We start from the raw sequence: 25,227 nt of genomic DNA, 5'->3' as shown, positions 1-25,227 counted from the left end.
GCCATTTTGGCGGCTGGCGATGATCGAAACAGTCTTTGCACAAAGTAACAATGTTTACATAATGCAACAATAACAAAAGATACAATAAATGTAAATTGATTCAATTTTTCAATTGATAAAACATCTCATTGACGACCGGAGCGGCCTCATAGTTAGCCCAGTGGCCAACGCCGTCAATTATTCTGGCATCGAGGCCAGGGCAACCCGCCTGAAGATCGGCAATTGCCGTCGGCAAGTCAGGCACGAGGTAGGGATCCAATTCGCCCCAGACAATGGTTATTCGCTTGTGGATCGACGGAAGAAGATTGACCAGCACCGGAGATTGCGACATCGGCAGACCCTTCAGGCCCCGTTTTTGATTGAGCAGCCCCATCTGGATTGTAATGGTGTCTTCATCGATCATTTCACGGTTACCGATCATGGTGTGCCCAAGATTGCTTCGCACAATATCGCGTAACTCGCTCTCGCTCATGGTTGACGAGCGGCGGCGCTGGTTCTCGACGGCATTAGTCCAATATTTCCCTAATCCACCGGGGCCAATTAGGATGCCATGTATGAGCCTGTCTCCTGCCTTGTGAATCAAGGGGCTGCAGAGCACCGCGCCGAGAGAAAAGGCACCAAGATAAAAGCGAGTATCACGGCCTAGCAACTGTTCTAAGCCATCGCTCAGAATTGCAGAAAGGCCTTCGGAGGTGTGCGGCTCAGGGGCTACATCTGAATCGCCTAGACCCGGTAGGTCGGCTGCGAATACCGTAAACTTCTCCGATAACCCCGGAATATTGCGAGACCAGTGTTGCCAGGAACCGAAGCCTCCGTGAAAGAGCATAAGCGGCGGGCCGGAACCCCATTCACGCCAGGTAAGAGAACCGTCTCCACAGAGCGTGGTATGACGTTTGGCGATACTTTCCAGATGAGCGACCTCCGCCGCCCCGCCCCAGTTATCGGTACTCATGGTACACGGGCCCCTGACGTCGAGGATTCGCTTTTATGCTTTTGACCCAGCTTTTCTTCCCATTCGAGATATTCTCGCATGCGGGCTTTGTTCTGGAGATAAGGTATTGCCAGCGTATCTTGTGTGGAGGCCATGCCTTCAGGAAGACCGGTTTCGGTCGACAGCGACTGATGCCAGTCTTTACCGGGCACCAACAGACGTCTGACATCGGTGAACCCCTTGGCAACGAGCGACGCTGCTGCGAATGTCGACTGATTCGGGTCCCGTGCGGTCAGAACAAGCGGAGTTGACGTATTGGCATAGTCATTAATCTTGTCTTCCAGACTCCCACGCGGAATCCAGATCGCACCCCGAATATGGCACGCAGCGAACTGTTCGCTCGTACCGACATCAATGACAAGCGGCGGCTTTTCTAAATCGAGAACTTTTGCGAATGCTACTGCATCGTAAGCTTGCGTTGCGCGCTCGGCGCTTTCAAGGCCGAGCAGTGCGGAACGGCCGCGCCCTGTCTCTATTGGGTACTGCATTTGAAGCCAGCCAGGCATCCCCTGATCGAGCACAGAAACATTCGGGAAGCCCATCCGACAATACCAATAGGCAGAAAGGGCAGCGCGCGCATCGTCGTCATCGACAAAAACGATCCGGCTTCCTGGAACAGCGGCGAAATCATCAGCCCGCTGGCAGGCCTGACCTCCAGGCAATGATATTGCACCAGGAATGTGTCCGGCCGTATACGCATCCATGTCGCGCGTGTCAAAAATGTAGACCGGTGTATGGCTCCGGTCATTTGACCAGTTGCGAAGGGTGTCCGCAGCGATATATGCCGCACCACTTTCATCTGCCAGTTGGCGTGACCGCTGCTGCGCATAACGGCGGCTTTTATCACTTGGCGTACCTAGAATTCCGTCCTGCCCTTTAGCCAACTCACGATCAGCAAGGATCCAGCCCATTGTGCCATTCTCAAGTGAGTGGATATTGTCGATCCCAAGTGCACACGCAGTCGCCGCCCCGATTATGGAACGGGTTCGGCCAGCACAGTGGATAATGATCGTATCGTAAGTATCTGCGATGTCTTTGATATGCGAAGCCCATTCGAAAGACGGAGCGCTAATGCTGCCGGGAATCGATGATTCGCGGTATTCGCCCGGTGTTCTGACATCAAATATGCCAATTTTTTCGCCTTGGGCCAATCTGTCGGCGAGTTCGTCAGGACTTAAATACGGAACATTGCTGACCGCCAATTGCCGTTCTCCGAAATCCTTACCCGGGACATTCCATCCCGTGGCAAGTTCATGGCCAGCGGATTGCCATGCAGCAGCCCCCCGGTCGAGCCCAGTAACATCAGTGTACCCGAAATCGTCCATGGATTGAGCCGCCAGCTTGGCGCGTGAATCATCCGCCTGTCCACTGTCGTACAATATGACGGGCGTGGCTTTTGTCGACAAAAGTTCTGGAAGCCGATACTCGAGCATGCGCCTTGGCAAAAATGTTGCGCTTGGGATATGGCCGTTCTGGCTTTCTCCCGGTTCGCGAACGTCGAACAGCGCCCATTGCCGATGTGGCCAGGTTCCTTCCGGCGCCTGCATCCGTTTGTACAATTCATGTGCGTTGATTGTTTTCACCCGTCAATCTCCGTAGTGATTTATTATTATTGATTACCCGCGGCTTCCCGGTACACCATGCTCTTGGTATTTGTGAAGACGTGATTGCCGTTGGGATCGACGCCGACAATCTCCTGAAAAAGCAATTCCATCCGCCCGGATTTCCCCATCTTATCCGTAACATCGCGGAAGATGATTCGGCAGGTCAAAATATCACCGGCAAGGATCGGGCGGGAATACTGAAATCTCTGTTCACCCGCGAGGACTCGTCGCCGGTCCAAATCTCTGGTCCATGCAGGCACTTCCGGCGGAAAGAATGTCACCGGAAAAGTCGGCGGTGCGATAATACCGGGGTATCCTTGCTGAACCGCCGCCTCCGCATCGCGAAAAGCAGGATTGGGATCGCCGATTGCATCTGCAAATTTCCGAATCGCCCCCTTCTCCACTTCAACGACGAAAGGTGTCGTTTCCGAGCCAATAAGTGTCCGGTCGATTTCAGTCATGGCCCTCTCCGCTAGTCTTTTTTCCACTGACTGATATTTCGATCAAGAATACGCTTCGCAATCATGTTCTTGTGAATCTGGACAGTGCCGCCATAGATCGAGCCACCGCGAACCTCTGCATAACGATGGGCCAGGGGATATTCCTTGGTATAACCGTTGGCGCCGAGAATTTGAATCGCATCATCGCAAATTTCTTTTGCGGCATTTGCCGTGAATACCTTGGCGATGGATGTTTCGAGCGCTTCAGGCAAGCCAGTTGCCTCAGCCGTTGATGCTGCGCGATAGGTCAGCAGTTGGGCGGCGTCCAACTTTATACGCATTTCGGCCAGCATCCACTGGATACCTTGGAAGTCGCAAATTTCACGATTGAACTGACGCCGTTCCTGTGAGTATGCAAGAGCATATTCATAAGCCGCCTGTGCCGCACCAAGCATGCGTGAAACACTGCCAAGCCGTTCAGCGTTATATACGCTGATGAGCTTGCCGAAAGCGCTGCCGTCAAGAAGGATATTGGACGTCGGCACCCGACAATCGTCGAAATAGAGCTCAAACAGCAAATCATCGGCCATGTTGACTGTGCCATTGGACCGGCTGAATCCAGGGGCGTCATGGGGAACAATGACGGCCCCAATATCGGATGAGCGGCCGGTCTTGCCAAAACGGCAATAAAGGACGGTATAGTCATTGGTATCCACAGAACTGACAAACTGCTTGGAGCCATTGATTATCACTTCGTCGCCGACAATTTCGGCGCGCGTTTTCATGTCCGTGGCCGCTGAGCCTGCGCCGGGCTCTGTGATTCCGATAGAGATGCCGAGCTCGCCGGCACATATCCCGCGGATATACTTCTCGCGCTGCTCGCGTGTACCATAAGCCTCAATAGCGCCGCAGGCACCTGTTGAAGTTCTGTGTGCAAGGCCGCCGCAAACCGGTGAGCAGGCGTGCAGGGTTTGAATCACAAGCAGGGTATCCAGAAGCGGTAGCCCTACACCTCCAAGTTCGGTCGGCATGTTCAGACCGAGTAATCCCTGTTCCGCCATGGCACGGCGGACCTTATAGTGTTCTTCGACACCTCCGTCTCCGATTAGGGGTTCTAGTTTCCGCGTGTATGCTTCGCGCGCGGTGTCCATGAGTTCCCGTTGACGCGACGTATATGAAAAATCCATGTTTCCTCCGGATTAGGGTTTTTGTGTTTTTATGAGGACGATTCGATCAATATCGTTTAATTGTACCTATCAGTAACGCTTAATTGTAGGTTTATTGTCAACATAAAATACGATACATTCTTCTTGTGCCTATTCCAAGTCTGGGCCATAATCTGCCAAAATTCAGCAATAGAGACAATCATTAATGCAGGCAACCTTAGTTAAAAAAGTACCTTTCAATGATATCGGGGCTCTAGAAACCGTCGCGGCATTGATCGGCTACGGTATAGATTTCAGAAAAGTGCCCGGGATGCTCCTCGGCCGGACAATCCATGAGGGGCCGGTCCTGCACTGCTCTTCAGCCAAACACGCAATGAACGAGAATTGAAGATGCAAGAGGTTTCCCCCGATCTGTTCAAACACGGCATGCGGCATCTTGCTGCAACCGTTAATGTCATTTCAGTAATGTGTGGCGACGAGCCCCGTGGAATGCTGGCAACAGCAGTCTGCTCGGTGTGCGCCGACCCTCCGACACTTTTGATTTGCATTAATCGCTCGGCGTCCATGTATAGCGCCATCCAGGACACCGGGCGGTTCTGTGTAAACGTGCTTGATCAGAGGCAATTTGATACCGCTTGCCACTTTATGTCCCAGGGCGCTTCGGAGAGATTTACTATTTGCGATTGGGATACCCTGAGAACAGGGGCACCGGCTATACAAGGTGCTCTGGTTAATTTTGATTGCGAATTGGATTCAAAAGTGGACGTCGGAACGCACACGATCTGTTTTGGCCGGGTTGTTGCACAGCGGACAGCGGACGAAGGGCAACCGTTGATTTATCATGATGGAAAATATGCGGCCTTGAATCAGACGCCATCCTAACTAAACAGCGTGAATTTGTCTTATGCACTGGTAACAACGGCAAGGACCTGTCCTTCGCTGATCGTATCCTGTTCTTTAACGGTGATCGCCGAAAGTGTGCCGTCGCAAGGCGCCTCGACTCCGATTTCCATCTTCATAGACTCAAGAATCATGATCTCATCGCCAGTGGAAACTGAATCTCCGACAGATTTTTCTATTTTCCAAACTGTCCCGGTAACTGAGGCGGCTACGTCAGTATTGCTCATAAATTTCGTCCTATTTTGGGCGCATCTTGCGCCTGATTTAATCATTGTGCATAATTCAACCGATCCAATATCGGTAAAATGTATTGATTATACCTATGACATTATGGGATAAGATACAACAAAAACAAGCGCACCCCATTCCAAAAGGTTTACGGTGCATACAGGTTCGCGGCAAACGAGAATATTGCTAAAACTATAAAACAAGGGGTTTGGAAATGGAAGATTCGACAATCGAGACTTTGGATGAAATCCGTGATAATAGCCGGTTGATGGGCGGACAGGAGAAAATTGATCGCCTCCATCAGCAGAATAAAATGACAGCACGCGAACGAATCACCTTCCTTTTCGATGAAAATTCCTTTCAGGAAATTGGTCTATTAGGCCGTAGCCAGCATTCGGATTTGCGAGAAAGAACTCCGGCCGATGGGCTTGTCGCTGGCTGGGGGACAATCGATGGTCGGATTGCGTATGTCACCTCGGAAGACTTTACAGTCGTTGCCGGGACGCGTGGCCGGGTTGGAGAGCTCAAGTCTGCTCGAATACGCGAACTGGCATATCTTCATAAGGCTCCGTATATCGCATTGATGGAAGCTGGTGCCGGACGTTTTCAGGAAGCCAACGGTGCAATGGCGGCAGGTATCGGAAACCGCTTTCGCGAACACTACAAGCTTTCAGGCCGCGTACCAGTTGTCGCAGCAATTATGGGCGCTTGCTTTGGTGGTCCGTCGTTTACGGCAGCGCAATCGGACTTTGTTACGATCGTCAAAGACACCGGATTTATGGGTATGTCGGGTCCGCCAGTCGTTAAAGTCGGAATTGGGCTTGACGTAACAGCGAAAGAAATAGGCGGCGCTGAAAAAGTGGCGAAGGAAACGGGGCAAGTCGATTATCTCGCCGAAAGCGAAGAGGACTGTCTGAACTCAATCCGTCAATTCCTGTCATACTTTCCGAGTAACTGTGATGAGTTGCCGCCCAGATCCGAACCGAAGTCGGCGCCGATGGATACCCCTGAAGGCCTCAAGAGAATCACGACTATCGTGCCGGAAAATCATCGCCGTGCGTACGATATGGAGGAATTGATCCGACTGTTCGTCGATGCCGGAGAGATCCTTCATTACAAGGAACACTACGGACGCAATATGGTAAATGCATGGGCCAGAATAGATGGCGAAACGGTCGGTATCGTCGGCAATCACCCCAAGCATATGGCTGGCGCAATGGATGACAAGGCAACACGCAAAACCCGCAAATTTATTGAGTTGTGCGATGCGTATCATATCCCGATGGTATTTCTGACTGACTGTCCGGGCTTTATCGTCGGTCCGGAAGTCGAAAGTCAGGGCATGGTCCCGCTGGCAGCACGCTTTCTCAACACAGTCGTGGAAACGACGGTGCCGATAACGACCATTATTGTCCGGAAGGCAATCGGATTGGCTTATATTGCCATGGCCGGCAAAACCATGGAACCCGATACCATTGTCTCATATCCAACGGGGCAATTTGATATGATGGGACCAGCCGCGGGCGTTGAGTTGACTTATGGCAAGAAAATTGCTGCGGCTGAAGACCCGGCAGCACTTCGCGCCGAATATTATGAGAAAGCCGTGGAGGCCGCATCAGCCTACCGCGCTGCAGATATGGCGCTCATTGACGATGTAATCAAGCCGTGTGAGACCCGCGATGTTATCCGCAGCGTGCTTTACCGAACACGTACGAGACGCGTTCCGGGCTTTAAGCATCGGATAGATCCGTGATCAATGGTTTGATTTGGGGGAGCATGCCATGAAAATTCATCAGGTTCCAGCTTGGGATATGGAAGCAGACGTCGTTGTCGTCGGCTTTGGTGCAGCAGGCGGCGTAACAGCCATAGAAACGCATGATGCGGGATCGTCGGTTATCATTTTAGAGAAGATGTTATTCCCGGGCGGTCTTTCTGCTGTTTCGGCAGGTGGGATTAGAGTCTCAGAGGATGCCGAAGAAGCGTTCAGTTATTTGAAAGCCACGTGCGGCGGACGCACGCCGGACGATATTCTCAGGGTTATTGCAGACGGAATGACTGAAATTCCCGATTATATCCGCGGCCTTGCCAAACTCAGTAATGCAACGGTCAAGGTGACACCCGCACTTGGCAATTATCCGTTACCTGGTTGCGAGGCGCTGGCATATTGCGAAGTATCTGAGGTCCCGGAACTTGAAAACGGCGAGCGATATCACGCAACGCACAGCACGAAGAACGGCGGGAGACTGTTCAAGGTTATTGAAGACAACATTACCGCACGCAAGATTCCCGTTCATACTGGAATTGCTGCACGGGAATTGATCGTTGATGCCGATAACGAGGTACGGGGACTCGTTGCCCGCAAAGGCGACCAGACGCTGCATATCCGCGCCTCTAAAGCTGTCATCTTAACCTGTGGCGGCTTCGAAAATGACGATGAAATGAAGCAACAGTATTTCCAAGCCAAACCGGTATTACCTGGTTCATTCGCCGGCAATACCGGCGACGGCATTCGCATGGCGCAGGCGGTTGGCGCAGACCTTTGGCATATGTGGCACTATCACGGACCCTACGGTCTACAGGATCCGAAAGGTGAGTACCCCTTCGGCTTTTATCTGAAGGCCGTTCCGATGTGGACACCAGGTCATCTTGATAAGGTGTCGGATCTTGGTGTTGTCGATGACCACGGGAAACCGCTATCACAAAAGTCACTGGCAAAAATGGCTTGGATCGTCGTTGACCAGGATGGTCATCGCTTCATGGACGAATATCTGCCTTACCCGGGAGATATGGGTGTCCGTCCGTTCGATATTTTTGATTCTAAACGACAGCGCTTTCCTCGGATTCCGGCGTACATGATTTTCGACGAAAACGGCAGGAAAATGTACGCTATGGGGCGGACAGCCTTCAATGATGCCGATGCTCATTATGACTGGAGTCCTGATAATCTTAAGGAAGTAGAGCGTGGTATATTTGAAAAGGCGAACTCAATCGAAGAACTCGCAGGCAAGCTCAAGGTTGAAGTGCGCCGGCTTGAAGAGACGATTATAAATTGGAACCGCTACGTTGCCGATGGTTTCGATTATGAGCAGGGTCGGCAGCCCGACACGATGGTGCCCATTGATACACCGCCATACTATTTCGGGCGCGTTTATCCTGTCGTCATAAATACCCAGGGCGGCCCTCGTCACAATGTCCGTCAGGAAATCGTTAATCCGTTTGATCAACCGATATCGAGACTATATGCGGCGGGTGAAATGGGCAGCGTCTTCGGGCATCTTTATATGGGTGGCGGGAACCTGACGGAATGCGTCGTCGGTGGGTGGATCGCCGCCAGAGAAGCTGCCGCACTATCACCTTGGACAGATTAGATGAGCGCAACCGTCAATCACCTGCTTGTACAAGATGTCGGCAAGGTTCGTATACTGACGCTCGACCGCGCCGAGAAGTTGAATGCACTGAATCGGCCTTTGGTGGAACGGCTTACTCAGGAGTTGGCAAACGCCGAGGCTTCGGAGGATGTCCGTGCGGTCGTAATTGCCGGCTGTCCAAAAGCATTCTCAGCAGGCGTCGATCTCAATGAGACGAAGAAGCTTTCATCCGCAAATGATATTGGGGCCCATGCAGACAGAATTGCCGGGCTATTTCTTGCGCTGAACAAGATGGAGACCCCTGTGATAGCCGCTGTTGAGGGTTTTGCGTTGGGAGGCGGCTGTGGTCTGGCTATGGCGTGCGATTCGGTAGTTGCATCGAATACTGCGGTTTTCGGTTATCCCGAAGTGACCAAAGGCGTGATGCCTGCACTGGTCGCGCCAAATCTGGTGAAAAGGATCGGTCCGAAAGATACGTTCATTCTGCTCGCTCTGGGTCAGCAATACAGTGCTAAGGCATTCAGAGAAATGGGACTCGTTTCAGCAATCGTTACGCCCGGAACCGCGCGCGCCGAGGCGATAAGTATTGCTGGCACGTTGGCGGCGCATGATCGACGGATAATCGGATGGATCAAGTCCCTAGTCAGGAACTGTGACGGCCTTTCTCTTGAAGACGGGTTCGCGCACGCTCGCGAAGTCAATGCTTCGACACGCGAAACACTTAAAACTCGCGAGCGTTAAATCCCGCTTTTTAAAGACAGGCGGTTCCACCGCCATCAACTTGCAGGACAATCCCGGTAACAAACCGCGACATGTCGGATGCGAGATATAATGCGCCATCTGCAATATCACCGACTTCCGACATCTCGCCGAGCGGATTGGCTGTAGCGATACCACTTCTCTGCGAACCGCTGGATTTACCGGCAAGCTTCTTGTTTGCCAGTGTTATTGCGTCATATCGGGGCGAGCGAACCGGTCCGGGCGCGATCGCATTGATACGAATGCCGGCTGGCCCGTAGATGTTGGCAAGGCCTTTGGTCAGGGTGTTGACTGCAGCATTGGAACAACTCCCGGCAAGATGCGATGGTGAGCTCGGCTGATGTCCGCCGCGTCCAGAAATGTTGATAATAGCACCGCCGCCGTTTTTCTTCATATGCGGCAAAACGGCACGGCTACTACGCATGTAGCCCAGAACTTTAGCATCGAGCACGGCCATCCAATCCTCGTCCGAGAGATCAAGAAAATCTGCGAAAATCGGACAGGTGGTCGAATTTACCAGTATATCTATCGCGCCATTACTTTTGAGTATCTCTTCTGCCGCGGCATCGACCGCTTTGCGGTCAGTAATGTCGAGAACACATACTAATGGCGTAGCGCTGGCAGGCAAGGTGTCGGCTATTTCCTGAAGAGCCGCTTCATTTCGACCTGAAAGTACGATCCTAGCTCCATGTTCTGCAAACCGGCGACATACTTCTGCTCCGATGGCGCCAGCGGCGCCTGTTATCCATGCGGTTTTTTCGGTAAGTAACTGGGTCATCTTAGTCTTTCCTTTGCGATTTAGTGTATTGCTGTAGGCGGGGTCCGCTCTCAAAGATTGTCGAATAAGTCACGGACATTTGTGCGTGCCCGCAACTCAAGCAGCCGATTAACAAGTTCGTTGGCTGAAGCTTCTGATAGCGGCGTTTGACCTCGCGTGAAGCAGTCGATTGATTTACGGCGCAATATGTTGTCTGCGTCGGGGCCATTTGCGGCATTCGGTACTTCGGTTACATCGATACTATGCGTGATGCCATTTTTTAGCGTCAAGGATACTTTTGCCGGCGCGACGTGACCGTCAATATCATCAAATGTTGTTACCGATATGGATTGCGCCAATTCAACGCGCTGGGGATCTGTCGCAGCTTTCATCTCGATATCCGCCAGCGTCACCCCGCCGCGCGTTAAGGCACATGCGGCGGTATAAGCAGCAGAAAATTGTGCGGCAACTTGAGGGTTATCACCTGGCTCGTAGCGTGCCCCTACTATCCGGGACATGTATTTTGTAATAGTTGTATCGATGCTCGACACGTCGTTTATCGCAACGTTGTTGTCCTGAAGCAATCGACAAACGCCATCGATAACGACATGCGTGCAGAGACAGCTTGGATACTTCTTGATGGTCGCTTGATCAAACGTGAATGAATTGCCGAGGTCATGGACGGCAAGCATGGGATCGCCTGCTTCATAGAGTGCAAACAGCCCGGCCGTGCCATCGAGCCAATTGTTCGCCGCAGTTACACCGCGTAGCGCCAATCGTGCAGAAAGCACACCGGAGCGGGCGGCGAAAGCCGTCTGGAACCTTTTTGCCAACTTCCGTTCCGTGATTGCCTGTTTCGTTCCCGACGTTTGCGCAAGCGCCAACCCGAAGGCGTTCTGCATTTGCTGCGGAGATAGATCAAGAAGGTATCCAGCGCAGGCCGTGGCGCCAAAAATTCCATATATCGACCCCGCAAACCAGTTCGATTGTCGTGGTGTCGCCATCGACAGCCTGCACATAAATTCACTGCCGATAATGTGCGCCGCTATCAATTTTTCGCCGCTAGCGTTCACTTCGGAAGCCAAGGCTAACGCAATTGGCACCGTGATTGCTGCCGGATGCAGCAGTGATTCCTGATGGACACAGTCGTAATCGAGCGCCGCCGCGGCAACGCCATTTACAAATGATGCCTGCGCCGCCGATACGCTTTCCTCTCGCCCCCAAAGTAGCGCACAATGCTGGCTGCTATCCTCTATGGCGAGTTCCGCTGCTTGCGCGACCCCGTCTGCGTTGCTGCCGGCCCATCCGACTGCGATGGTATCGATGATTTGTTGGATTGCAGTGTTCCAGGCATTCTCTGGCATTTGCGTGAGATCGCCGTTCGCGGCGAAATCAGCAAGTTGCATCTGAACATCCGCTTTGGCAATTGACTTGAGATTGTTCATTCTTTCCTCCGTCATCCCTTGGCTTAAAGCTTAGTTTGCTGATTCAGCAAAATTGCTCTATTAGAGTATTACATTTTTCTATCTTTGTATTGATTAAAATAGATACAATAGTATAGATTTATGATTAAGATAATACACGGCAAATCAAAATCCGCGCGAGCGGATAGAAAAAATGAGCCGGAGAAATGGGGTGGTTATATGCTAGAAATATCCGAGAAAATAGTTAATTTATGTGCGCGTTTACTCATGGTGCTTGGCTGTGTGGCGATGACCATGATGATGCTTCATGTCATGTCAGAAGTGTTTTTGCGCTACTTTTTTACGGCGTCGATCCCGGGGACGGAAGAAATTGTTTCAGGATACTACATGGTTGCCGTCGTTTTCCTGCCGCTCGGCTACGTACAACTCGAGCGCGGGCACATTATCATTGAGCTTTTCACACTTAAGGTGAGTGAACGAGGCAAAGCCTGGATGGATGGCGTTGTTCTTACCGTGTGTAGCGCAGCCCTTGCCATTTTTGCATACGCCGGTTTCGATAAGGCAATAAACATGACAATCAAGAATGAAATATGGATTGGAATGGTTGATGTCAGTATCTGGCCAGCACGATGGATGCTTCCTGTCGGGCTCACGGTAATGACTCTCATGATGGTTGTGCAATGCATACGAGAATTTCAATTTGCCGTCACTGGTAAGGGCGCTATCGCCCACCGTCACATCGAAGATTCAGAGAGAGTGTGAGATAATGGATTTGGATTTAATTATAGGTATCGGTGGCCTCGTACTTCTTTTAGTACTTTTAGCTTTGCGGGTGCCGATTGCGTTTTCCCTTGGAATTGTCTCGCTGGGTGGAGTCGCCGTGCTTCGCGGTGGGCTGCCGGCGATTTCAGCACTGGAAACACTCACTTTTAACTTCATCGCGCATTGGTCGTTATCGGCAGTGCCGATGTTCCTTTTGATGGGCAATATTGCTTACAAATCAGGCTTGACTCAAAGCCTCTATCGCGCGGCGCGAATGTGGCTAAGCGGATTGCCGGGCGGCTTGGCGATTGCGAGTACTGCGGCCTGTGCAATGTTTGCCGCGGCTTCCGGGTCAAGCGTTGCTACGGCGTCGGCAATGGGACGGATCGCGATCCCGGAGATGATGAAATACAAGTATGATCCGGGGCTTGCAACCGGGACTGTCGCCGCAGCCGGTACTCTAGGATCTTTGATTCCACCTTCTATCCTGATTATCTTGTTCGCAATATTTACCGAGGCTTCGATCGGGCAAATGCTGATCGCGGGGATTTTACCAGGCATTTTGTCCGGACTCGTTTTTGCGGCCATGATCATGATACGTTGCAAAATCAACCCGAAACTCGCACCGAAAGTTGAGGGTGGCGTTACCTTGACCGAAAAGATTCAGGTGCTCCGCGAAGTCTGGCCGCTGCCGGTACTTATCGTCGGCGTTCTTGGCGGAATCTACAGTGGGTTTTTCACCCCGACAGAAGCCGGAGCGGGCGGAGCTTTTCTGGCATTTATCATTGCAGCAACTCAGAAACGACTGAACTGGACCGTGTTTAAGGAATCGGTAATTGAGACCTGTTCAGCCACGGCGATGATTTTCTTAATCGCTATGGGTGGCATTATGCTGACCCGTTTCATGGCTGTATCTGGTGTACCGGCAGCGCTTTCTTCTGCGCTTGGACCTTATGGGCTGGACCCGGTGATACTGGTAATAGCAGCCTCTGTTATATACATCTTTCTTGGTATGTTCCTGGACTCTCTTGGATTGATGCTGCTGACGCTTCCGGTCCTACTGCCTTTGTTTGAAGCATCGGGCGCCGACATCATTTGGTTTGGTATCCTGGTCATCAAATACCTTGAAATAGGTCTCATTACACCGCCGGTAGGCCTGAATGTTTATATAATCAAGGGCGTGGTTGGCGACAGTATTCCTCTCGAGACTATATTTAAAGGCGTGCTGTGGTTTATCGTTGCGGATATTTTCACACTTACTTTGCTGATAATCTTCCCTCAAATCTCACTATATCTGCCAAGTTTGATGCAGTTTTGACGTGTGATGTGGTTAGAAAAGCTGAAATACCAACACCTAATTAACCCAACAGGGGGAAATAAAATGAAGAAACATTTCTATGGCATAATGCTCGTTGCATTCGCAGTTCTATGCAGTGCCGGCTATTCGGCCGCAGAGACAACAAAGTTGATTTATGCAAACTATATTAGCATTAAGCAGCCGACGAATAAGGCGCTTATCGACTATTTTGCAGCCGTTGAAAAAGATACTAACGGCAGTGTCGTCTGGGAGCCCCATTTTGCATCTGCTCTGCTCGGACCAAAGGATATTCCGGCGGGGGTCCGGGATGGCATTGCGGATGCCGGATATTTCGTCGGAGTCTATGTCCCGTCGGAAATGCCGGTTGACAACTACATCGGCGATTTCTCGATGATGAATGACGATACTCTCGCGATGACGGGTGTCAACAACGAGCTGATCCTTCTCGAGTGTGAAGAATGCGATAACGAGTATCGAGAAGGCTTCGATACCCAGTTTCTTGCAACCTATGCGCTGACCGACTATGTCTTCCAGTGCAAGGACGAACTCCATAGTCTTGCTGATTTCAAGGGCAAGAAAATTCGCGGTTTCTCGGCCTGGACGAGTTTAATCAAAGAACTTGGTGCTGTCCCGGTATCTGTATCCAGCAATGAAATGTACGAAGCGCTTGACAGAGGCATCATTGATTGTGCGATGTTCGCTATCAGTGGCCAGCAGACCCGCTCACTTGGTGAACTTGCTAAAAACACTGTCCTGAATTCGCTCGGCGGTTTTATGGGGGCGTCGATGATCAACCTGCGAACTGAGAAATGGGACGCCTTGACATCTTCCGAGAGGACCGTGCTCCTCAAACATCTGCCGCATCTGATCGCGTCGACCGCTTTTAATAATGGCGTGTATCTGGATGCCGAGGTGCGCGAGAAAATGGAAGAGAAGGGCAACAAGTTCTACATGGCCGACGAAGAAGTCGGTAAAATCATCACCGACTTTCGCGTTAACTATGTTAAGTCCGACGCAATCGAGCAAGGTAAAAAACGGGGTGTAAAGAACCCGGAGAAAATCGCTGCTAAAATCGTCGAACTCCGCGCCAAGTGGGATAAGCTTTTAGCCGAAAATGGTCGTGATCAGGCGACCTTTGAACGACTGTTGTGGGAACAAATCTACAGCAAAGTGTCCGTGAAATAAGACATGCCTTTTTCCAGCATGAGTAATCAAGCCAGAATTCGAAGCGCTTGTTGCCCAGTTATATGATTGGAGAGAGTATTAGAAACTATACAGACTGACGAACAGACTAGAAAAAATTAAAATGGGAGACCAAACTATGAAATATTCAGTTATTAAACTTGTTGCAATGGCATTTGCGGCAATGATCTTTACAGGTCAGGCATCTGCAGAAACGAAAATCGTTTACGCAAACTACCTAGGCCTGAAGCACACATCAAATCCGCCTCTTGAGAGATTCTTTGAGCGGGTTGAGAAAGAAACCAACGGCAGCGTCGTCTGGGAGCCCCATTTTGCATCTTCTCTGCTCGGGCCAAAAGACATTCCGGCCGGGGTACGGGATGGCATTGCTGATGCCGGATATTTCGTTGGGGTCTATGTCCCTTCGGAAATGCCGGTTGATAACTACATCGGTGATTTCTCGATGATGAATGACGACGCCCTCGCAATGACGGGTGTCAACAACGAACTGATCCTCCTCGAATGTGATGAATGCGACAAGGAGTATCGCGAAGGCTTCAATACCCAGTTTCTGGGGGCCTATGCGCTGACCGACTATGTCTTCCAGTGTAAGGAAGAAATTAAAAATCTTGCCGATATGGAAAATATGAGGGTGCGCGGCTTCTCGGGTTGGTCTGATTTAGTCAAAGCGATGGGGGCAATCCCCGTTTCAATCTCTGCCAATGAAATGTATGAAGCGCTTGAGCGTGGAACGCTCGACTGCGCCACGCAGGCGATCACAAACCAGAAAACTCGCTCTCTGGGTGAGGTGGCGCACAACGTTATCCTGAATTCATTAGGTGGGTTCATGGGCGGATCATTCATCAATATGCGCCTCGAAAAGTGGAACGAACTTAACCCGAGTGAGCGGACGGTGATCCTGAAGAACGTGCCCAAGCTGATCACCGAAGCAATGTTTGGCTATATTGACGGTGATATTGAAGTGCGAAAAGAAATGGAAGCGAAAGGCAACAAGTTTTATGACGCCGATCCGGATCTCGCCAAGTTCATCAAAGATTTTCGCACCGACTATATTAAAACGCGCGCAGTAGAAAAAGGCAAAGAGCGGGGCGTCAAGAATCCCCAGATTATTGCCGATAAAATTGTCGAACTCCGCGCCAAGTGGGATAAGCTGTTGGCCGAAAATGGCCGCGATCGCGAAACCTTCGAGCGTCTGTTGTGGGAACAAGTCTACAGCAAGGTTCCGGTTAACTGACTCCGGCTTGCATTGAATGAATTAAGCAATCTTGGAATAAATCCAATGATTAAACTTCGGGGGCGTATTATTGCCCCCGATTTTTTTGCCTAAAAATTGGCCGTTCAAAGAGCATTTTCAGAGCAAGCGGTGCAAATATAGTTTGATATAGCTTCATCAGTGGTTGGCGGCGCATCTCTCTGCGAAATTAAGAGACGCCAAAATTCAGTCAGACGATTGAATGCTGTGGCTGCGGCGGCTTTCCAAGTAAATTCGCAAGAGTTAAAAGCCCGGATTCGAAGGTCCTCTGCTGAGCACTAATGCCGACGGATATGCGTATGTCATGCGGTGCATTGATTCTGCCTACAGCAAAGTTTTCAGCGCTGACCACGGCAACGCCATGCATTTTTGCTGTCGAGGAAAAATCGTCAGCACGCCACGAGGATGGTAATTTCAGCCATGTATACGGTGCTGCAGGGTGGTGCTGTATTTCGAATGAGCCAAGGATCCTTTCGACACGATCATGTTGATCCGCCAAGTCAGACCTAAGCAACTTTAACATTGCCGTCATATCGACACTGTTGATCAGACGCGCCGCAATTTCCGCCATTAATGGTGCCGATGACAAGCTCAGGGTATGCATGTTTGCCGCAATTCGCCGGCGTAGATCATGTGGGCAAGTCAAGAACCCTGTACGTAGACTTGGTGAGAGCGATTTTGACGTCCCGACGATGAAAACGGTACGTTCTGGAATTAGCGTCGCAATCGGTGGCGGGCCATCAAGCAATAATGCGGCGCATGACGCGTCTTCTATCACAGTTAAATCGAATTTGCGGGCTATAGCGGCGATATCCTTGCGACGTTCGGCACTCATTACCGCCGTTGTCGGATTATGGACCGACGGCTGTATGTAAAGAACGCGTGACTGTGATGTCACACAGGCAGCTTCCAGGGCGTCGGGTAATATGCCTTCGTGATCAATTGCTATGCCTTCTGGGCGAAGATGAAAAAGATGCGCAAGCTGTTTCACACCGGAATAGGTCAATGCTTCGGTCAAAATGATTTCGCCAGGGCTGGTAATCGTCGCCATTGTTGCCGACAGGGCCTGTTGAGCACCTGGGCAAACAATGATATCAGCCGCATTGACATCAAAGCCAAGTCGACCGACCCATTTTGCGCCGGCAATCCGATGGCTCTTGATCCCTGCACCTGGCGGATAGCGATGCAGAGACAAAATATCACCCTCTTGCTGTAATTCCCCAATTACTTTTGAAATGGCTGCTATAATGCGATTTCCGCCAGGTAAAAAGCACGATAGATCGACTATTTCTCCTGTCGGTGAGCGGGGCCTGAAATCAAGTCCCGTTCGCGTCAAATTCTGGCCACAGACAAAACTGCCACGACCGACTTCTCCGCGAATTAACCCTCGTTTCTGAGCCAAAGAAAACGCCCGGCTTACCGTGCCCAGCGTCAGACCAATCCGGTAGGCAAAGTCGCGTTGCGGGAGGAGCTTGTCGCCTTCGGATAATTCACCACTTTCCACGGCCTCACCGATCGCGTTGACGATCGCCAGGTACCGAGGACCGCGTTTGCTAGAAAGATTGGGGATCCACATTGTCATTAGAACAATTTATACATTGACCTGAACATTGTTTCAACTCATACTTTGTCACTATTGAATAGGTGTCATTTTAAAGACAGTAACATATTGATAATAAACACTATAATTTTTCAAAATAGAAAAATAGGTCAATATGTTAGATGAAATTAAAAAATTGCACTGAAAAAACTGATACAAATTACCGTTTTTTTTATTAGACGGTATACCGGAACGTACCATGATTGATGCGGCAGAACTCTAGCCGAAATTGTCGAAGAATGGGTTTCGGGTGTCGAGATATCTGGATGAGGGAACCTGATCAATGAATTATGAACTTGATAAGCAACATCAAGAACTGCGCGATAAATTTCGGGCGGTGGCAACCACAACTGTCGCTGAACACGCGCGTAAGCATGATGCGGCGGCTTCAGTACCTATCGAAATGATCGAGGCGCTTCATCAAAATGGCCTTATGAACATCTGTGTTCCGCGGGAACTGGGTGGTAACGGCTCAAGTTTTGTTACGGGTCACGATCCTCTCTCGTTTTTAATTGGGATTGAGGAAATTGCCCGCGTCGATATGGGGGCGGCCCACGTATTTCAGGTGCATGGGCATTCATGCATGATGCTGGATCATGCCTGCACACCCGAACAGAAAAAGCGCTATCTCGGCCTGGTCGTTGAGAAGGGAACCCCCATCTCCTGGACCGGTAGCGAGCCTGGGCGTACCGCCCGAGGACAATATAATTTACAGAGTGATGCTATCAAGAAAGATGGCGGCTATCTTTTGAATGGCATCAAGAACTACGGGACTAACGCGTCTGCTGCGACGTGGAATATTGTTGCCCTCAGTAGTGACCAGGGTGAAATCCCGGACAACTTTCTTTTGGTGATGATCCCTGCCGATGCCAACGGATTCGAAGTTGACGCATCATGGTGGGACCCGACAGGTATGCGATCCGCTGTAAGTCCAAAACTCACTTTGAAGGATGTCTTTGTTCCGGATGAAGATGTCTTGGTTGGACCCGGGTATTATCCGCGCGAACGCCTTGGTGCCCGCTGGCACTTGGGATTTGGCGCGTCACATCTCGGGGCTGCTCAAGGAATGTTCGATTTTGTTATCGATTATGTACCGAACAAACGCAAAACTGGCGACGACCCCCATACCCAGCGCGCTGTGGGGGAAATGCGTATGCGTCTGGCCGCTGCCCGCGACATGTTATATCACGCAGGCTCTCTATGGGCCGGCGACGATACGGCCAAAGCCGAAGAATACTCACTGATGGCCAAGTTGTACTGCATTATGACTGCCGAGTGGATGGTCAGCGAAACAATCAGGGTGGTGGGTTCAACAGCGCTGCTGAAATCTTTCGATCTAGAGCGCGCCATCCGTGACATTCACGTTCATAGCACGCATGCAAATCTTTATGGCACCGCGCAACTTATTGGGCGCGCGGCGCTAGGGATGGAGTTTGATGCTACCCAGCAGCAGATTGTGGTCGAGAACAAGTCATCAAAGGTCGCTTGATGGGGGATATTAAGCACTTCTGAAATGCTCAAAAAATAACCGAAAATACTTGCCAAAGTGGTTTTGGTGGTGCCAGGGCAGCTAAAATTAAAAAAGCCACCAACAATATAGTTCATGGGAGGAATTCATGAGATTACCAATAATCCTTACAGTGGCTTTAGCGCTGACAAGTGCGATACCGATTGTTGCTAAAGCCGCAGACCCGGTTAAAATCATATATGCCAGTTACGTTCCACTGAAGCATCCAACGAACATAACGCTGGAAAAGTTTTTTTCCAAGATTGAAAAGGACTCCGGCGGCAGCATTGAATTTGATCGGCAGTTCGGGTCGGTGTTGCTAGGTGCCAAGGATATCCCGTCCGGGGTTCGTGATGGTCTGGCTGATTCAGGTTATATGCTTGGCATCTTTGTCCCTTCGGAAATGCCAGTGGATAACTACATCGGCGATTTTTCAATGCTTAATGACGACCCGCTTGCCATAACCGGTGCGCTGAACGAGCTGGTCATTCAGAACTGCCCGCAATGCACTAATGAGTATGAAAATGACTTCAAAGTTAAATATCTTGGAACCTATGCGCTGACCCCGTACTTGCTTCAATGCAAGGAAGAAAGGAAGAACCTTGAAGACTTTAAAAATGTAAAAGTGCGCGGCTTTTCCAGCATCGCCGAAATGATAAAGGAAATGGGTGGCATACCGGTGGGCGTGACGACCAGCGAGATGTATGAAGCGTTAGACCGAGGCGTGATCGACTGCACAGCCCATATGCTGGCCAGCCAAAAATCGTTCTCGTTGGGCGAAGTTGCAAAGTATACGATACTTGATCCCCTTGGCGGGTTCATGGGCGGATCGATGTTGAATATGAGGCTTGAGAAATGGGCCGAATTGTCGCCCGAGCAACGTCAAATCATCATCAATAATCTGCCAAGTGTGATCGCGGAGACGACATTTAGCTATGTCCATTCCGATGGTGAAGTTCAGAAAGAAATGGAAGCAAAAGGCAACAAGTTCTATCACGCGGATAAAGAAATGGTGAGCTTCATCAACAATTTCCGCAAGGACTACATTGACAATCGTATTGTTGCCAAAGGCAAGGAACGCGGCGTCAAAGATCCCGAAAAGATCAAGGCATCAATCATTCGGCTTAAGGCCGAGTGGACAAAGCTGCTTGATGAGCGGGGCCGCGACGAAGAAACGTTCGCTGAGCTTCTGAAGGAGCGCATATACAGCAAGATGAGCGTTGAATAACTGAACTGGACATGGCGTTGACCCTTCACGAAGGGTCAACGTTAGACTTTCTCCCGCTGACGCCCCGGAAATGGTTCGCTGTTCCCGGGGCGTTGGTGTCTTTTGGGGATATGTTTTTAGACGCCCTCACCTACTAGCGAATCACGTTCAGTTAACGGCGCCAGTATCTTGGTGCCAATATTGACCCGGGTCGCATTTGATGTTGGCGGCGATACGGAATATGCGCGAACGTCCCGATGGTATCTTTCCAGCGGGGAGTTTTTCAGCATCCCTCTCCCCCCACAAAGTTCTAGTGCCTCGTTGGTAATACGAAGGGCAGTTTCGCTGACCGCAGTATGCGATAGTGCTGCATATGTTGCGCATTCTGTCATATCGCCCCGCCCGGCGATTGCTTCCTGCCAAACCCAAGCCGCGCGATATAGAATTGCCGCCGACTGTTGCCGTTCGATTTCCAATTGGCCGATCCGGTACTGCATGATGGGATCATCACCTGATTTGACTTTCTCGCGCAGATACTGGACCAGATACAGAAATGCGGCATCTGCAATCCCGAGATAAACCGCGGCCCGCCCTACCAGGAAGCTTCCAGCAAGACGGGATTGGTAATAGCCGTTCGGATTATGCATGCCAATAATATCCTCGTCCGGGACAAAAACGTCATCGAGGATCAGATTGTCACTGGCGGTGCCGCGCATGCCCATTGCATCCCACGTATTTTCCACCGTGAGACCTTCAGTTCCACGATTGATAACGGGATGAACCATGCCGATGTGTTCGCCCTCGGGCGACATAAGTTCGGCAAAGATAAAGAAGCGTTCCGCCGCTGTTGAGTTGCTAATAAACAGCTTGCGCCCACTAACCCTGACGCCACCGTCGACTTTTCGAGCATAAGTCGTGCGTGCGTTTGTCGGGCTGTTCCGGCGTTGGGTGTAATTCGACGGTTCACTGCCACCGGAGCACCAAATTATTCCTTGCATCGCTTCTTGTGTAAACCGCTTGGCTTGCTCGGGGGTTGAAAGTTCTTCAATCATTGACATGCAGTGGCCCCAGATCTGGAAGGTTTGCCCGGTATTGCCGCATGCTTTCGATAACTGCTGAATCACCAGCACCCAACTCAATGGATTTTCATGGAGACCCAGACCCTGGCCGCCGAACCGAGTGGAAACGGGAATACCCAACCAGCCTTGATCTTTTAATTTTTCGAAGTTAACCAGTGGAAAGGTATTTTCAGTATCCCATTTTGCCGCGATGGGCTTGAAGTGTTGATCAGCAAAAGTGCCTATTTCAGCGGCGAGCCGTACATGTTCCGGGTTGCATGGGAAGCCTGCACCGGGAACTGCCCGTTCACTAACAAGCAGGCTTGAAATGCCCGTATATTCATCTTTTATCAGCTCATTCATGTTGTGACTTTCTCTATGTATCGAAAAATGGGTTTTTGATTGTGAAGACCGGGTCGACGAGGCCTGATATACAATGGCGACACAGTCCGGCCAGTTTTGTGCGTTGATGGCGTTTGACTACAGGGCGTCAAAATTTCCGCAACTGGTGCAATTAGATGTGTGATTACATGGTGAATTATTTCTTGTTGCTCTCAGATGGCGTTTAGGTTTTTCTTTTTTATATTTTGGCTAAATAGCAACTTACTAACGCTGCACATCCTTCCAACGCAAAAGATAAGCTTCCAGATGTCGGATTGTTTCGTTGAACACCGCCGAAATGACGATCAGCACCAGAAGCGCAGCAAAGGTCCCGGCCGTGTCGAATTGGCCCGCTGACTGCATCAGCAAGAATCCAACGCCACGGTTTGAAGCCATCATCTCGCCAACGACGGCGCCAATCAGAGCGTACGGAACGGAAATCCTTAATCCTACAAAGATAGCGGTCAACGCCGAAGGGAGTACCACCCACCAAAGGACTTGTGGTGTTTTGGCGCCCATCAGCCGAACAATATCGATCAATTCACGGCTGGTGTCCCTGACCCCAGAGTATGTATTGAAAAAGACAAGAAAGAAGACAATTACAGCTGTCAGAATGACTTTCATTTCAAAGCCAATTCCGAACCAGATAATAAAGAGTGGCGCCAGCGCAACTTTCGGCAAGCTGTAGATGGCGATGATGAAGGGATCAAGGATATCAGCAATTCTCTTGTACCAGCCAAAGATGAAACCAACGACGCCGCCCAATATAGTACCGATAAGAAATCCGGACATCGCTTCACCGGAGGTGATGCCCATATGCAAGACAAGATCGCCGGATTGCCACCATTCCACAATTTTGGCCCAGACCTCTGTTGGTCTGCTAACCCAGTATTCCTCGATCCACCGACCGGAGACATACTCCCAGGTGATGAGAAAGACTGTAATCATCAGCAAGCGGATGCCGATACGTATTGCGGGCATATCCATAGGTGAACGGGGTGCATCACTAAACTCATCCTCGGCCCGTTTGATTCTGCGCCGTTCTGCTTCGTTAACGATACGTTCGGTCATCAGACATTCTCACCCTTATAGATATCGTCCTTGAGGCCATCCCACAGAGTTTCGAAGATAGCGGAGAATTCGGGTTTTGTGTGCAGGGTGAAGGGATCGCGGGGGCGTGGCAGATCAACCTGCATTACCTGTTTAACTTGACCAGGCCGCGCTGAAAGAACAATTATTCTATCCGACAGCGTTATCGCTTCGACAAGATCGTGTGTGATAAACAGGATTGTTTTGCGTTCCTCGTCCCAGATACGCAGCAACTCCTTATGCATGATCATTTTTACGTGTGCATCAAGTGCACTGAACGGTTCATCCATCAGAACCATTTCTGGCGAATAAATAAGAGTTCGTGCAAGAGAGCAGCGCTTTCGCATACCTCCAGAAAGTTCCGCCGGGTAATGATTTTCAAAACCCTTGAGTCCGGTAAGTTCAAGATAATGCTCAAGACGTTGTTTGCGCTCTGCCGTCGGTACGTTACGTATTTTTAAACCCATAGTAATATTCTTGCGCACTGTGGCCCATGGCAGAAGGTTGTCGTGCTGGGTGATATAACCAACAGAAAGGTTGATTTTGTCGACCGGACTGCCACGGTAGATTACGTCGCCTTTTGCCGCAGGACTGAGCCCGGCCGCCAGATTGAGGAGGGTTGACTTGCCACAGCCGCTGGGGCCAATCACAGAAACGAACTCACCTTCCTGAATCTTGATATTCAAGCCTTCGAGCGCAACGACCGGCTGTGTTCCCTTGTAAAAAACCTTCGTGACATCGCGAAATTCTAATATCGGAGAATCAATCACTTGTCGGCTCCGTCATTTTTGCTATTACCCGATTGGATCGCAGTCTTCGATGGCAACAAAATTAGAAAGTCGAAGATGAGCATTTCAACTGTTTCTCCCTGCGCCAATCTTTATCGTGAATTTGAAGAAACGCACGCAAGCCGTCCCGACGCACCGCACCGGGGCGGCCTAAAGCTTACATCTTATTTGCGAGTGATTTTTTGACAAAGTCGTTGATAACAAGATCATTGAAATCGATATCGTATTTATACCCGCCCCCCTTAAGGATGACCATGTACTTTTCAAGCCCGTCAATCGGCGTCTCCACGGATGTCGGCACGGAACCGATAATTGCATCCACAGCTTCGCTATAGAGCTTTGAATCAAGCCCTTTCATGAATTTTTTAGCAGCTTCACCGGCACGCTTTTTATCGCTATGAGCAAGTTTGCCCCCCTTGTCGAGCGCACGCAGGAAAGCAGCGAGCATTTTCGGGTCATCCTGCAGTTTCTTTTCCGATATCGCCAGTGCGGTATATACCATGCCCAGTGTTTCGGGCACATCACCATTGATGAAATCAATCAGGGTTTCTGCATAACCGTCGGCTATCGCCTTTTGCGGCACCGGTGGGGAAAAACAACTGACATCGACCACTCCCTTGCTCATGGCAGCAAGTGTGGCTTGTGAGTTGCCAACAGGAACCACAGTTGCATCTTTGTCGGCATCCATGCCGTATTTAGCAAACAGGAACTTATACATAAGGTGTGGGCCCGCGCCAATTGCGGTTGTCGCAAGTTTGAGCCCTTTAAGGGCGCGAACCCGATCTTCGATCGGAGATTCACGGGATATGCCGAGTCTTGCCGCAGTCTCCTTGCGAATAAACATCGTTGAGGTATATGCCTCAGCCACCGGGGCTAACAGCTTAACCGGTAGCTTTTTATCGCGAGCAGCAAAGGAAGCCTGGACGCCAATGCCAGCAATATCAGCACCACCGCTGAGTATCGCGGCCACGGGTGTTTGGTTGGCACTGACTGAAATAATATTTACATCCAAGCCTTCTTCTTCAAAGAAGCCCGCGCCGTGTGTCACGTAAATTGAAAACCAGGCGAAACTTGTGCTGCCGAGAGCAAGATTTACTTTTTTGAGTTCGGCAGCTTGCGTGGATGTCATGATTGATGACAATGCAGCTATAAGCGCAATGGCGCCGATTAAACGACGCGCATTCAAGAATAAGAAAGCCATCTGTTTTGTCCTCCCGACAATGTTTGGATATAGACGTCCAAATCTCTGTTGGTTTCTAAAAGGCAGATCTAGGTAACCAACGTCTCTATTGCTTTAAGATTGATACAATAGTGCTTTATCAAGGATGCCTATATCAAGGGTTCCAAGCGTGTTTATTGTTTTAAGTACTAAGGCGATTTCAAAATCGCATTAGTATGTGCATAAACTATGCATTGATTCAATTT

At 50.4% G+C, this 25,227-nt stretch carries 23 protein-coding genes; 11 read left to right on the top strand and 12 right to left on the bottom strand.

Going from position 1 to position 25,227, the window contains the following annotated elements:
* Positions 1 to 100: 100 nt before the first annotated feature.
* Genes ACESNI_RS10715 through ACESNI_RS10700 form a run of 4 tightly spaced genes read right to left on the bottom strand, consistent with a single transcriptional unit; the run spans position 101 to position 4,222 of the window.
* Entirely contained in the window at positions 101 to 952 is an 852-nt protein-coding gene (locus ACESNI_RS10715; RefSeq protein ID WP_373086625.1) for an alpha/beta fold hydrolase, read from the bottom strand.
* The gene (locus tag ACESNI_RS10710) at positions 949 to 2,574 is read right to left on the bottom strand and encodes a rhodanese-like domain-containing protein (RefSeq protein WP_373086624.1); all 1,626 of its coding nucleotides are present in this window, start codon (positions 2,572 to 2,574) and stop codon (positions 949 to 951) included. Before ACESNI_RS10710 ends, ACESNI_RS10715 begins: the two co-directional genes overlap by 4 nt.
* A 26-nt stretch (positions 2,575 to 2,600) precedes the next feature.
* On the bottom strand, positions 2,601 to 3,056 hold the full coding sequence (locus ACESNI_RS10705) for a MaoC family dehydratase N-terminal domain-containing protein (protein WP_373086623.1): 456 nt from the start codon (positions 3,054 to 3,056) through the stop codon (positions 2,601 to 2,603).
* An 11-nt stretch (positions 3,057 to 3,067) separates the two neighbouring features.
* On the bottom strand, positions 3,068 to 4,222 hold the full coding sequence (locus tag ACESNI_RS10700; RefSeq protein WP_373086621.1) for an acyl-CoA dehydrogenase family protein: 1,155 nt from the start codon (positions 4,220 to 4,222) through the stop codon (positions 3,068 to 3,070).
* A 184-nt stretch (positions 4,223 to 4,406) separates the two neighbouring features.
* On the opposite strand from ACESNI_RS10700, the gene ACESNI_RS10695 reads away from it, so the two are divergent.
* The gene (locus ACESNI_RS10695) at positions 4,407 to 4,589 is read left to right on the top strand and encodes a hypothetical protein (protein WP_373086619.1); all 183 of its coding nucleotides are present in this window, start codon (positions 4,407 to 4,409) and stop codon (positions 4,587 to 4,589) included.
* 2 nt (positions 4,590 to 4,591) lie between these two features.
* Positions 4,592 to 5,083, top strand: coding sequence for a flavin reductase family protein (locus ACESNI_RS10690; RefSeq protein WP_373086618.1), 492 nt, complete (start codon positions 4,592 to 4,594; stop codon positions 5,081 to 5,083).
* A gap of 20 nt (positions 5,084 to 5,103) precedes the next feature.
* Here the strand turns inward: ACESNI_RS10690 and ACESNI_RS10685 are convergent, their stop codons facing one another.
* Entirely contained in the window at positions 5,104 to 5,328 is a 225-nt protein-coding gene (locus ACESNI_RS10685) for an acetyl-CoA carboxylase biotin carboxyl carrier protein subunit (protein WP_373086617.1), read from the bottom strand.
* A gap of 215 nt (positions 5,329 to 5,543) precedes the next feature.
* Between ACESNI_RS10685 and ACESNI_RS10680 the strand changes: the two genes are divergently transcribed.
* From ACESNI_RS10680 to ACESNI_RS10670, 3 genes are read left to right on the top strand one after another with little or no spacing between them, the layout of a single operon-like run.
* On the top strand, positions 5,544 to 7,082 hold the full coding sequence (locus ACESNI_RS10680) for an acyl-CoA carboxylase subunit beta (RefSeq protein ID WP_373086616.1): 1,539 nt from the start codon (positions 5,544 to 5,546) through the stop codon (positions 7,080 to 7,082).
* Positions 7,083 to 7,110: 28 nt separating this feature from the next.
* Complete coding sequence (locus tag ACESNI_RS10675) at positions 7,111 to 8,697, top strand: FAD-binding protein (RefSeq protein WP_373086615.1); 1,587 nt, start codon at positions 7,111 to 7,113, stop codon at positions 8,695 to 8,697.
* The gene (locus tag ACESNI_RS10670; protein WP_373086614.1) at positions 8,698 to 9,438 is read left to right on the top strand and encodes an enoyl-CoA hydratase/isomerase family protein; all 741 of its coding nucleotides are present in this window, start codon (positions 8,698 to 8,700) and stop codon (positions 9,436 to 9,438) included.
* 10 nt (positions 9,439 to 9,448) lie between these two features.
* Here the strand turns inward: ACESNI_RS10670 and ACESNI_RS10665 are convergent, their stop codons facing one another.
* Together ACESNI_RS10665 and ACESNI_RS10660 are read right to left on the bottom strand one after the other, a co-directional pair.
* On the bottom strand, positions 9,449 to 10,234 hold the full coding sequence (locus ACESNI_RS10665) for an SDR family NAD(P)-dependent oxidoreductase (protein WP_373086613.1): 786 nt from the start codon (positions 10,232 to 10,234) through the stop codon (positions 9,449 to 9,451).
* Between the two features lie 50 nt (positions 10,235 to 10,284).
* Complete coding sequence (locus tag ACESNI_RS10660) at positions 10,285 to 11,658, bottom strand: MmgE/PrpD family protein (protein WP_373086612.1); 1,374 nt, start codon at positions 11,656 to 11,658, stop codon at positions 10,285 to 10,287.
* A 120-nt stretch (positions 11,659 to 11,778) separates the two neighbouring features.
* On the opposite strand from ACESNI_RS10660, the gene ACESNI_RS10655 reads away from it, so the two are divergent.
* The 4 genes from ACESNI_RS10655 to ACESNI_RS10640 all read left to right on the top strand — a co-directional run bounded on the left by ACESNI_RS10655 (position 11,779) and on the right by ACESNI_RS10640 (position 16,154).
* Complete coding sequence (locus tag ACESNI_RS10655) at positions 11,779 to 12,399, top strand: TRAP transporter small permease (protein ID WP_373086611.1); 621 nt, start codon at positions 11,779 to 11,781, stop codon at positions 12,397 to 12,399.
* 4 nt (positions 12,400 to 12,403) lie between these two features.
* Positions 12,404 to 13,717: a TRAP transporter large permease gene (locus ACESNI_RS10650; protein ID WP_373086609.1), complete on the top strand. Its 1,314-nt coding sequence runs from the start codon at positions 12,404 to 12,406 to the stop codon at positions 13,715 to 13,717.
* Positions 13,718 to 13,780: 63 nt separating this feature from the next.
* Positions 13,781 to 14,902: a C4-dicarboxylate TRAP transporter substrate-binding protein gene (locus tag ACESNI_RS10645; RefSeq protein WP_373086607.1), complete on the top strand. Its 1,122-nt coding sequence runs from the start codon at positions 13,781 to 13,783 to the stop codon at positions 14,900 to 14,902.
* 136 nt (positions 14,903 to 15,038) lie between these two features.
* The gene (locus ACESNI_RS10640; protein ID WP_373086606.1) at positions 15,039 to 16,154 is read left to right on the top strand and encodes a C4-dicarboxylate TRAP transporter substrate-binding protein; all 1,116 of its coding nucleotides are present in this window, start codon (positions 15,039 to 15,041) and stop codon (positions 16,152 to 16,154) included.
* A 208-nt stretch (positions 16,155 to 16,362) separates the two neighbouring features.
* Here ACESNI_RS10640 and ACESNI_RS10635 read toward each other — a convergent pair whose 3' ends face one another.
* The gene (locus tag ACESNI_RS10635; RefSeq protein ID WP_373086605.1) at positions 16,363 to 17,754 is read right to left on the bottom strand and encodes a PLP-dependent aminotransferase family protein; all 1,392 of its coding nucleotides are present in this window, start codon (positions 17,752 to 17,754) and stop codon (positions 16,363 to 16,365) included.
* A 301-nt stretch (positions 17,755 to 18,055) separates the two neighbouring features.
* Between ACESNI_RS10635 and ACESNI_RS10630 the strand changes: the two genes are divergently transcribed.
* Together ACESNI_RS10630 and ACESNI_RS10625 are read left to right on the top strand one after the other, a co-directional pair.
* Positions 18,056 to 19,261 (top strand): acyl-CoA dehydrogenase family protein, encoded by a 1,206-nt coding sequence (locus tag ACESNI_RS10630; RefSeq protein WP_373086604.1) that lies wholly within the window; start codon positions 18,056 to 18,058, stop codon positions 19,259 to 19,261.
* 127 nt (positions 19,262 to 19,388) lie between these two features.
* Positions 19,389 to 20,507, top strand: a complete 1,119-nt coding sequence (locus tag ACESNI_RS10625; protein ID WP_373086602.1) for a C4-dicarboxylate TRAP transporter substrate-binding protein — start codon at positions 19,389 to 19,391, stop codon at positions 20,505 to 20,507.
* 116 nt (positions 20,508 to 20,623) lie between these two features.
* On the opposite strand, the gene ACESNI_RS10620 is transcribed toward ACESNI_RS10625, so the two are convergent.
* The 4 genes from ACESNI_RS10620 to ACESNI_RS10605 form a co-directional block, all read right to left on the bottom strand.
* Positions 20,624 to 21,907 carry an acyl-CoA dehydrogenase family protein gene (locus tag ACESNI_RS10620; RefSeq protein ID WP_373086601.1) on the bottom strand — a complete coding sequence of 428 codons (1,284 nt, stop codon included), beginning with the start codon at positions 21,905 to 21,907 and terminating at the stop codon, positions 20,624 to 20,626.
* Positions 21,908 to 22,150: 243 nt separating this feature from the next.
* On the bottom strand, positions 22,151 to 22,996 hold the full coding sequence (locus ACESNI_RS10615) for an ABC transporter permease (RefSeq protein WP_373086599.1): 846 nt from the start codon (positions 22,994 to 22,996) through the stop codon (positions 22,151 to 22,153).
* On the bottom strand, positions 22,996 to 23,784 hold the full coding sequence (locus ACESNI_RS10610) for an ABC transporter ATP-binding protein (RefSeq protein WP_373086598.1): 789 nt from the start codon (positions 23,782 to 23,784) through the stop codon (positions 22,996 to 22,998). Before ACESNI_RS10610 ends, ACESNI_RS10615 begins: the two co-directional genes overlap by 1 nt.
* A 175-nt stretch (positions 23,785 to 23,959) precedes the next feature.
* Positions 23,960 to 25,003 (bottom strand): ABC transporter substrate-binding protein, encoded by a 1,044-nt coding sequence (locus tag ACESNI_RS10605; protein WP_373086597.1) that lies wholly within the window; start codon positions 25,001 to 25,003, stop codon positions 23,960 to 23,962.
* Positions 25,004 to 25,227: the final 224 nt, after the last annotated feature.

Source organism: Sneathiella sp. (assembly GCF_041689005.1).
In the GTDB taxonomy this organism is placed as follows: domain Bacteria; phylum Pseudomonadota; class Alphaproteobacteria; order Sneathiellales; family Sneathiellaceae; genus Sneathiella.
The sequence above is the reverse complement of the archived record's forward strand: the minus strand, read 5'-3'. Positions and strand labels throughout refer to the sequence as shown.

Excerpts from the sequence above, each read along its gene's own strand:
- ACESNI_RS10700 (WP_373086621.1), bottom strand. The coding sequence starts at position 4,222 with ATGGATTTTTCATATACGTCGCGTCAACGGGAACTCATGGACACCGCG.
- ACESNI_RS10640 (WP_373086606.1), top strand. The coding sequence starts at position 15,039 with ATGAAATATTCAGTTATTAAACTTGTTGCAATGGCATTTGCGGCAATG.
- ACESNI_RS10705 (WP_373086623.1), bottom strand. The coding sequence starts at position 3,056 with ATGACTGAAATCGACCGGACACTTATTGGCTCGGAAACGACACCTTTC.
- ACESNI_RS10645 (WP_373086607.1), top strand. The coding sequence starts at position 13,781 with ATGAAGAAACATTTCTATGGCATAATGCTCGTTGCATTCGCAGTTCTA.
- ACESNI_RS10605 (WP_373086597.1), bottom strand. The coding sequence starts at position 25,003 with ATGGCTTTCTTATTCTTGAATGCGCGTCGTTTAATCGGCGCCATTGCG.
- ACESNI_RS10680 (WP_373086616.1), top strand. The coding sequence starts at position 5,544 with ATGGAAGATTCGACAATCGAGACTTTGGATGAAATCCGTGATAATAGC.
- ACESNI_RS10615 (WP_373086599.1), bottom strand. The coding sequence starts at position 22,996 with ATGACCGAACGTATCGTTAACGAAGCAGAACGGCGCAGAATCAAACGG.
- ACESNI_RS10660 (WP_373086612.1), bottom strand. The coding sequence starts at position 11,658 with ATGAACAATCTCAAGTCAATTGCCAAAGCGGATGTTCAGATGCAACTT.
- ACESNI_RS10690 (WP_373086618.1), top strand. The coding sequence starts at position 4,592 with ATGCAAGAGGTTTCCCCCGATCTGTTCAAACACGGCATGCGGCATCTT.
- ACESNI_RS10635 (WP_373086605.1), bottom strand. The coding sequence starts at position 17,754 with ATGACAATGTGGATCCCCAATCTTTCTAGCAAACGCGGTCCTCGGTAC.
- ACESNI_RS10625 (WP_373086602.1), top strand. The coding sequence starts at position 19,389 with ATGAGATTACCAATAATCCTTACAGTGGCTTTAGCGCTGACAAGTGCG.
- ACESNI_RS10715 (WP_373086625.1), bottom strand. The coding sequence starts at position 952 with ATGAGTACCGATAACTGGGGCGGGGCGGCGGAGGTCGCTCATCTGGAA.
- ACESNI_RS10675 (WP_373086615.1), top strand. The coding sequence starts at position 7,111 with ATGAAAATTCATCAGGTTCCAGCTTGGGATATGGAAGCAGACGTCGTT.
- ACESNI_RS10620 (WP_373086601.1), bottom strand. The coding sequence starts at position 21,907 with ATGAATGAGCTGATAAAAGATGAATATACGGGCATTTCAAGCCTGCTT.
- ACESNI_RS10685 (WP_373086617.1), bottom strand. The coding sequence starts at position 5,328 with ATGAGCAATACTGACGTAGCCGCCTCAGTTACCGGGACAGTTTGGAAA.
- ACESNI_RS10630 (WP_373086604.1), top strand. The coding sequence starts at position 18,056 with ATGAATTATGAACTTGATAAGCAACATCAAGAACTGCGCGATAAATTT.
- ACESNI_RS10695 (WP_373086619.1), top strand. The coding sequence starts at position 4,407 with ATGCAGGCAACCTTAGTTAAAAAAGTACCTTTCAATGATATCGGGGCT.
- ACESNI_RS10665 (WP_373086613.1), bottom strand. The coding sequence starts at position 10,234 with ATGACCCAGTTACTTACCGAAAAAACCGCATGGATAACAGGCGCCGCT.
- ACESNI_RS10655 (WP_373086611.1), top strand. The coding sequence starts at position 11,779 with ATGATTAAGATAATACACGGCAAATCAAAATCCGCGCGAGCGGATAGA.
- ACESNI_RS10670 (WP_373086614.1), top strand. The coding sequence starts at position 8,698 with ATGAGCGCAACCGTCAATCACCTGCTTGTACAAGATGTCGGCAAGGTT.
- ACESNI_RS10650 (WP_373086609.1), top strand. The coding sequence starts at position 12,404 with ATGGATTTGGATTTAATTATAGGTATCGGTGGCCTCGTACTTCTTTTA.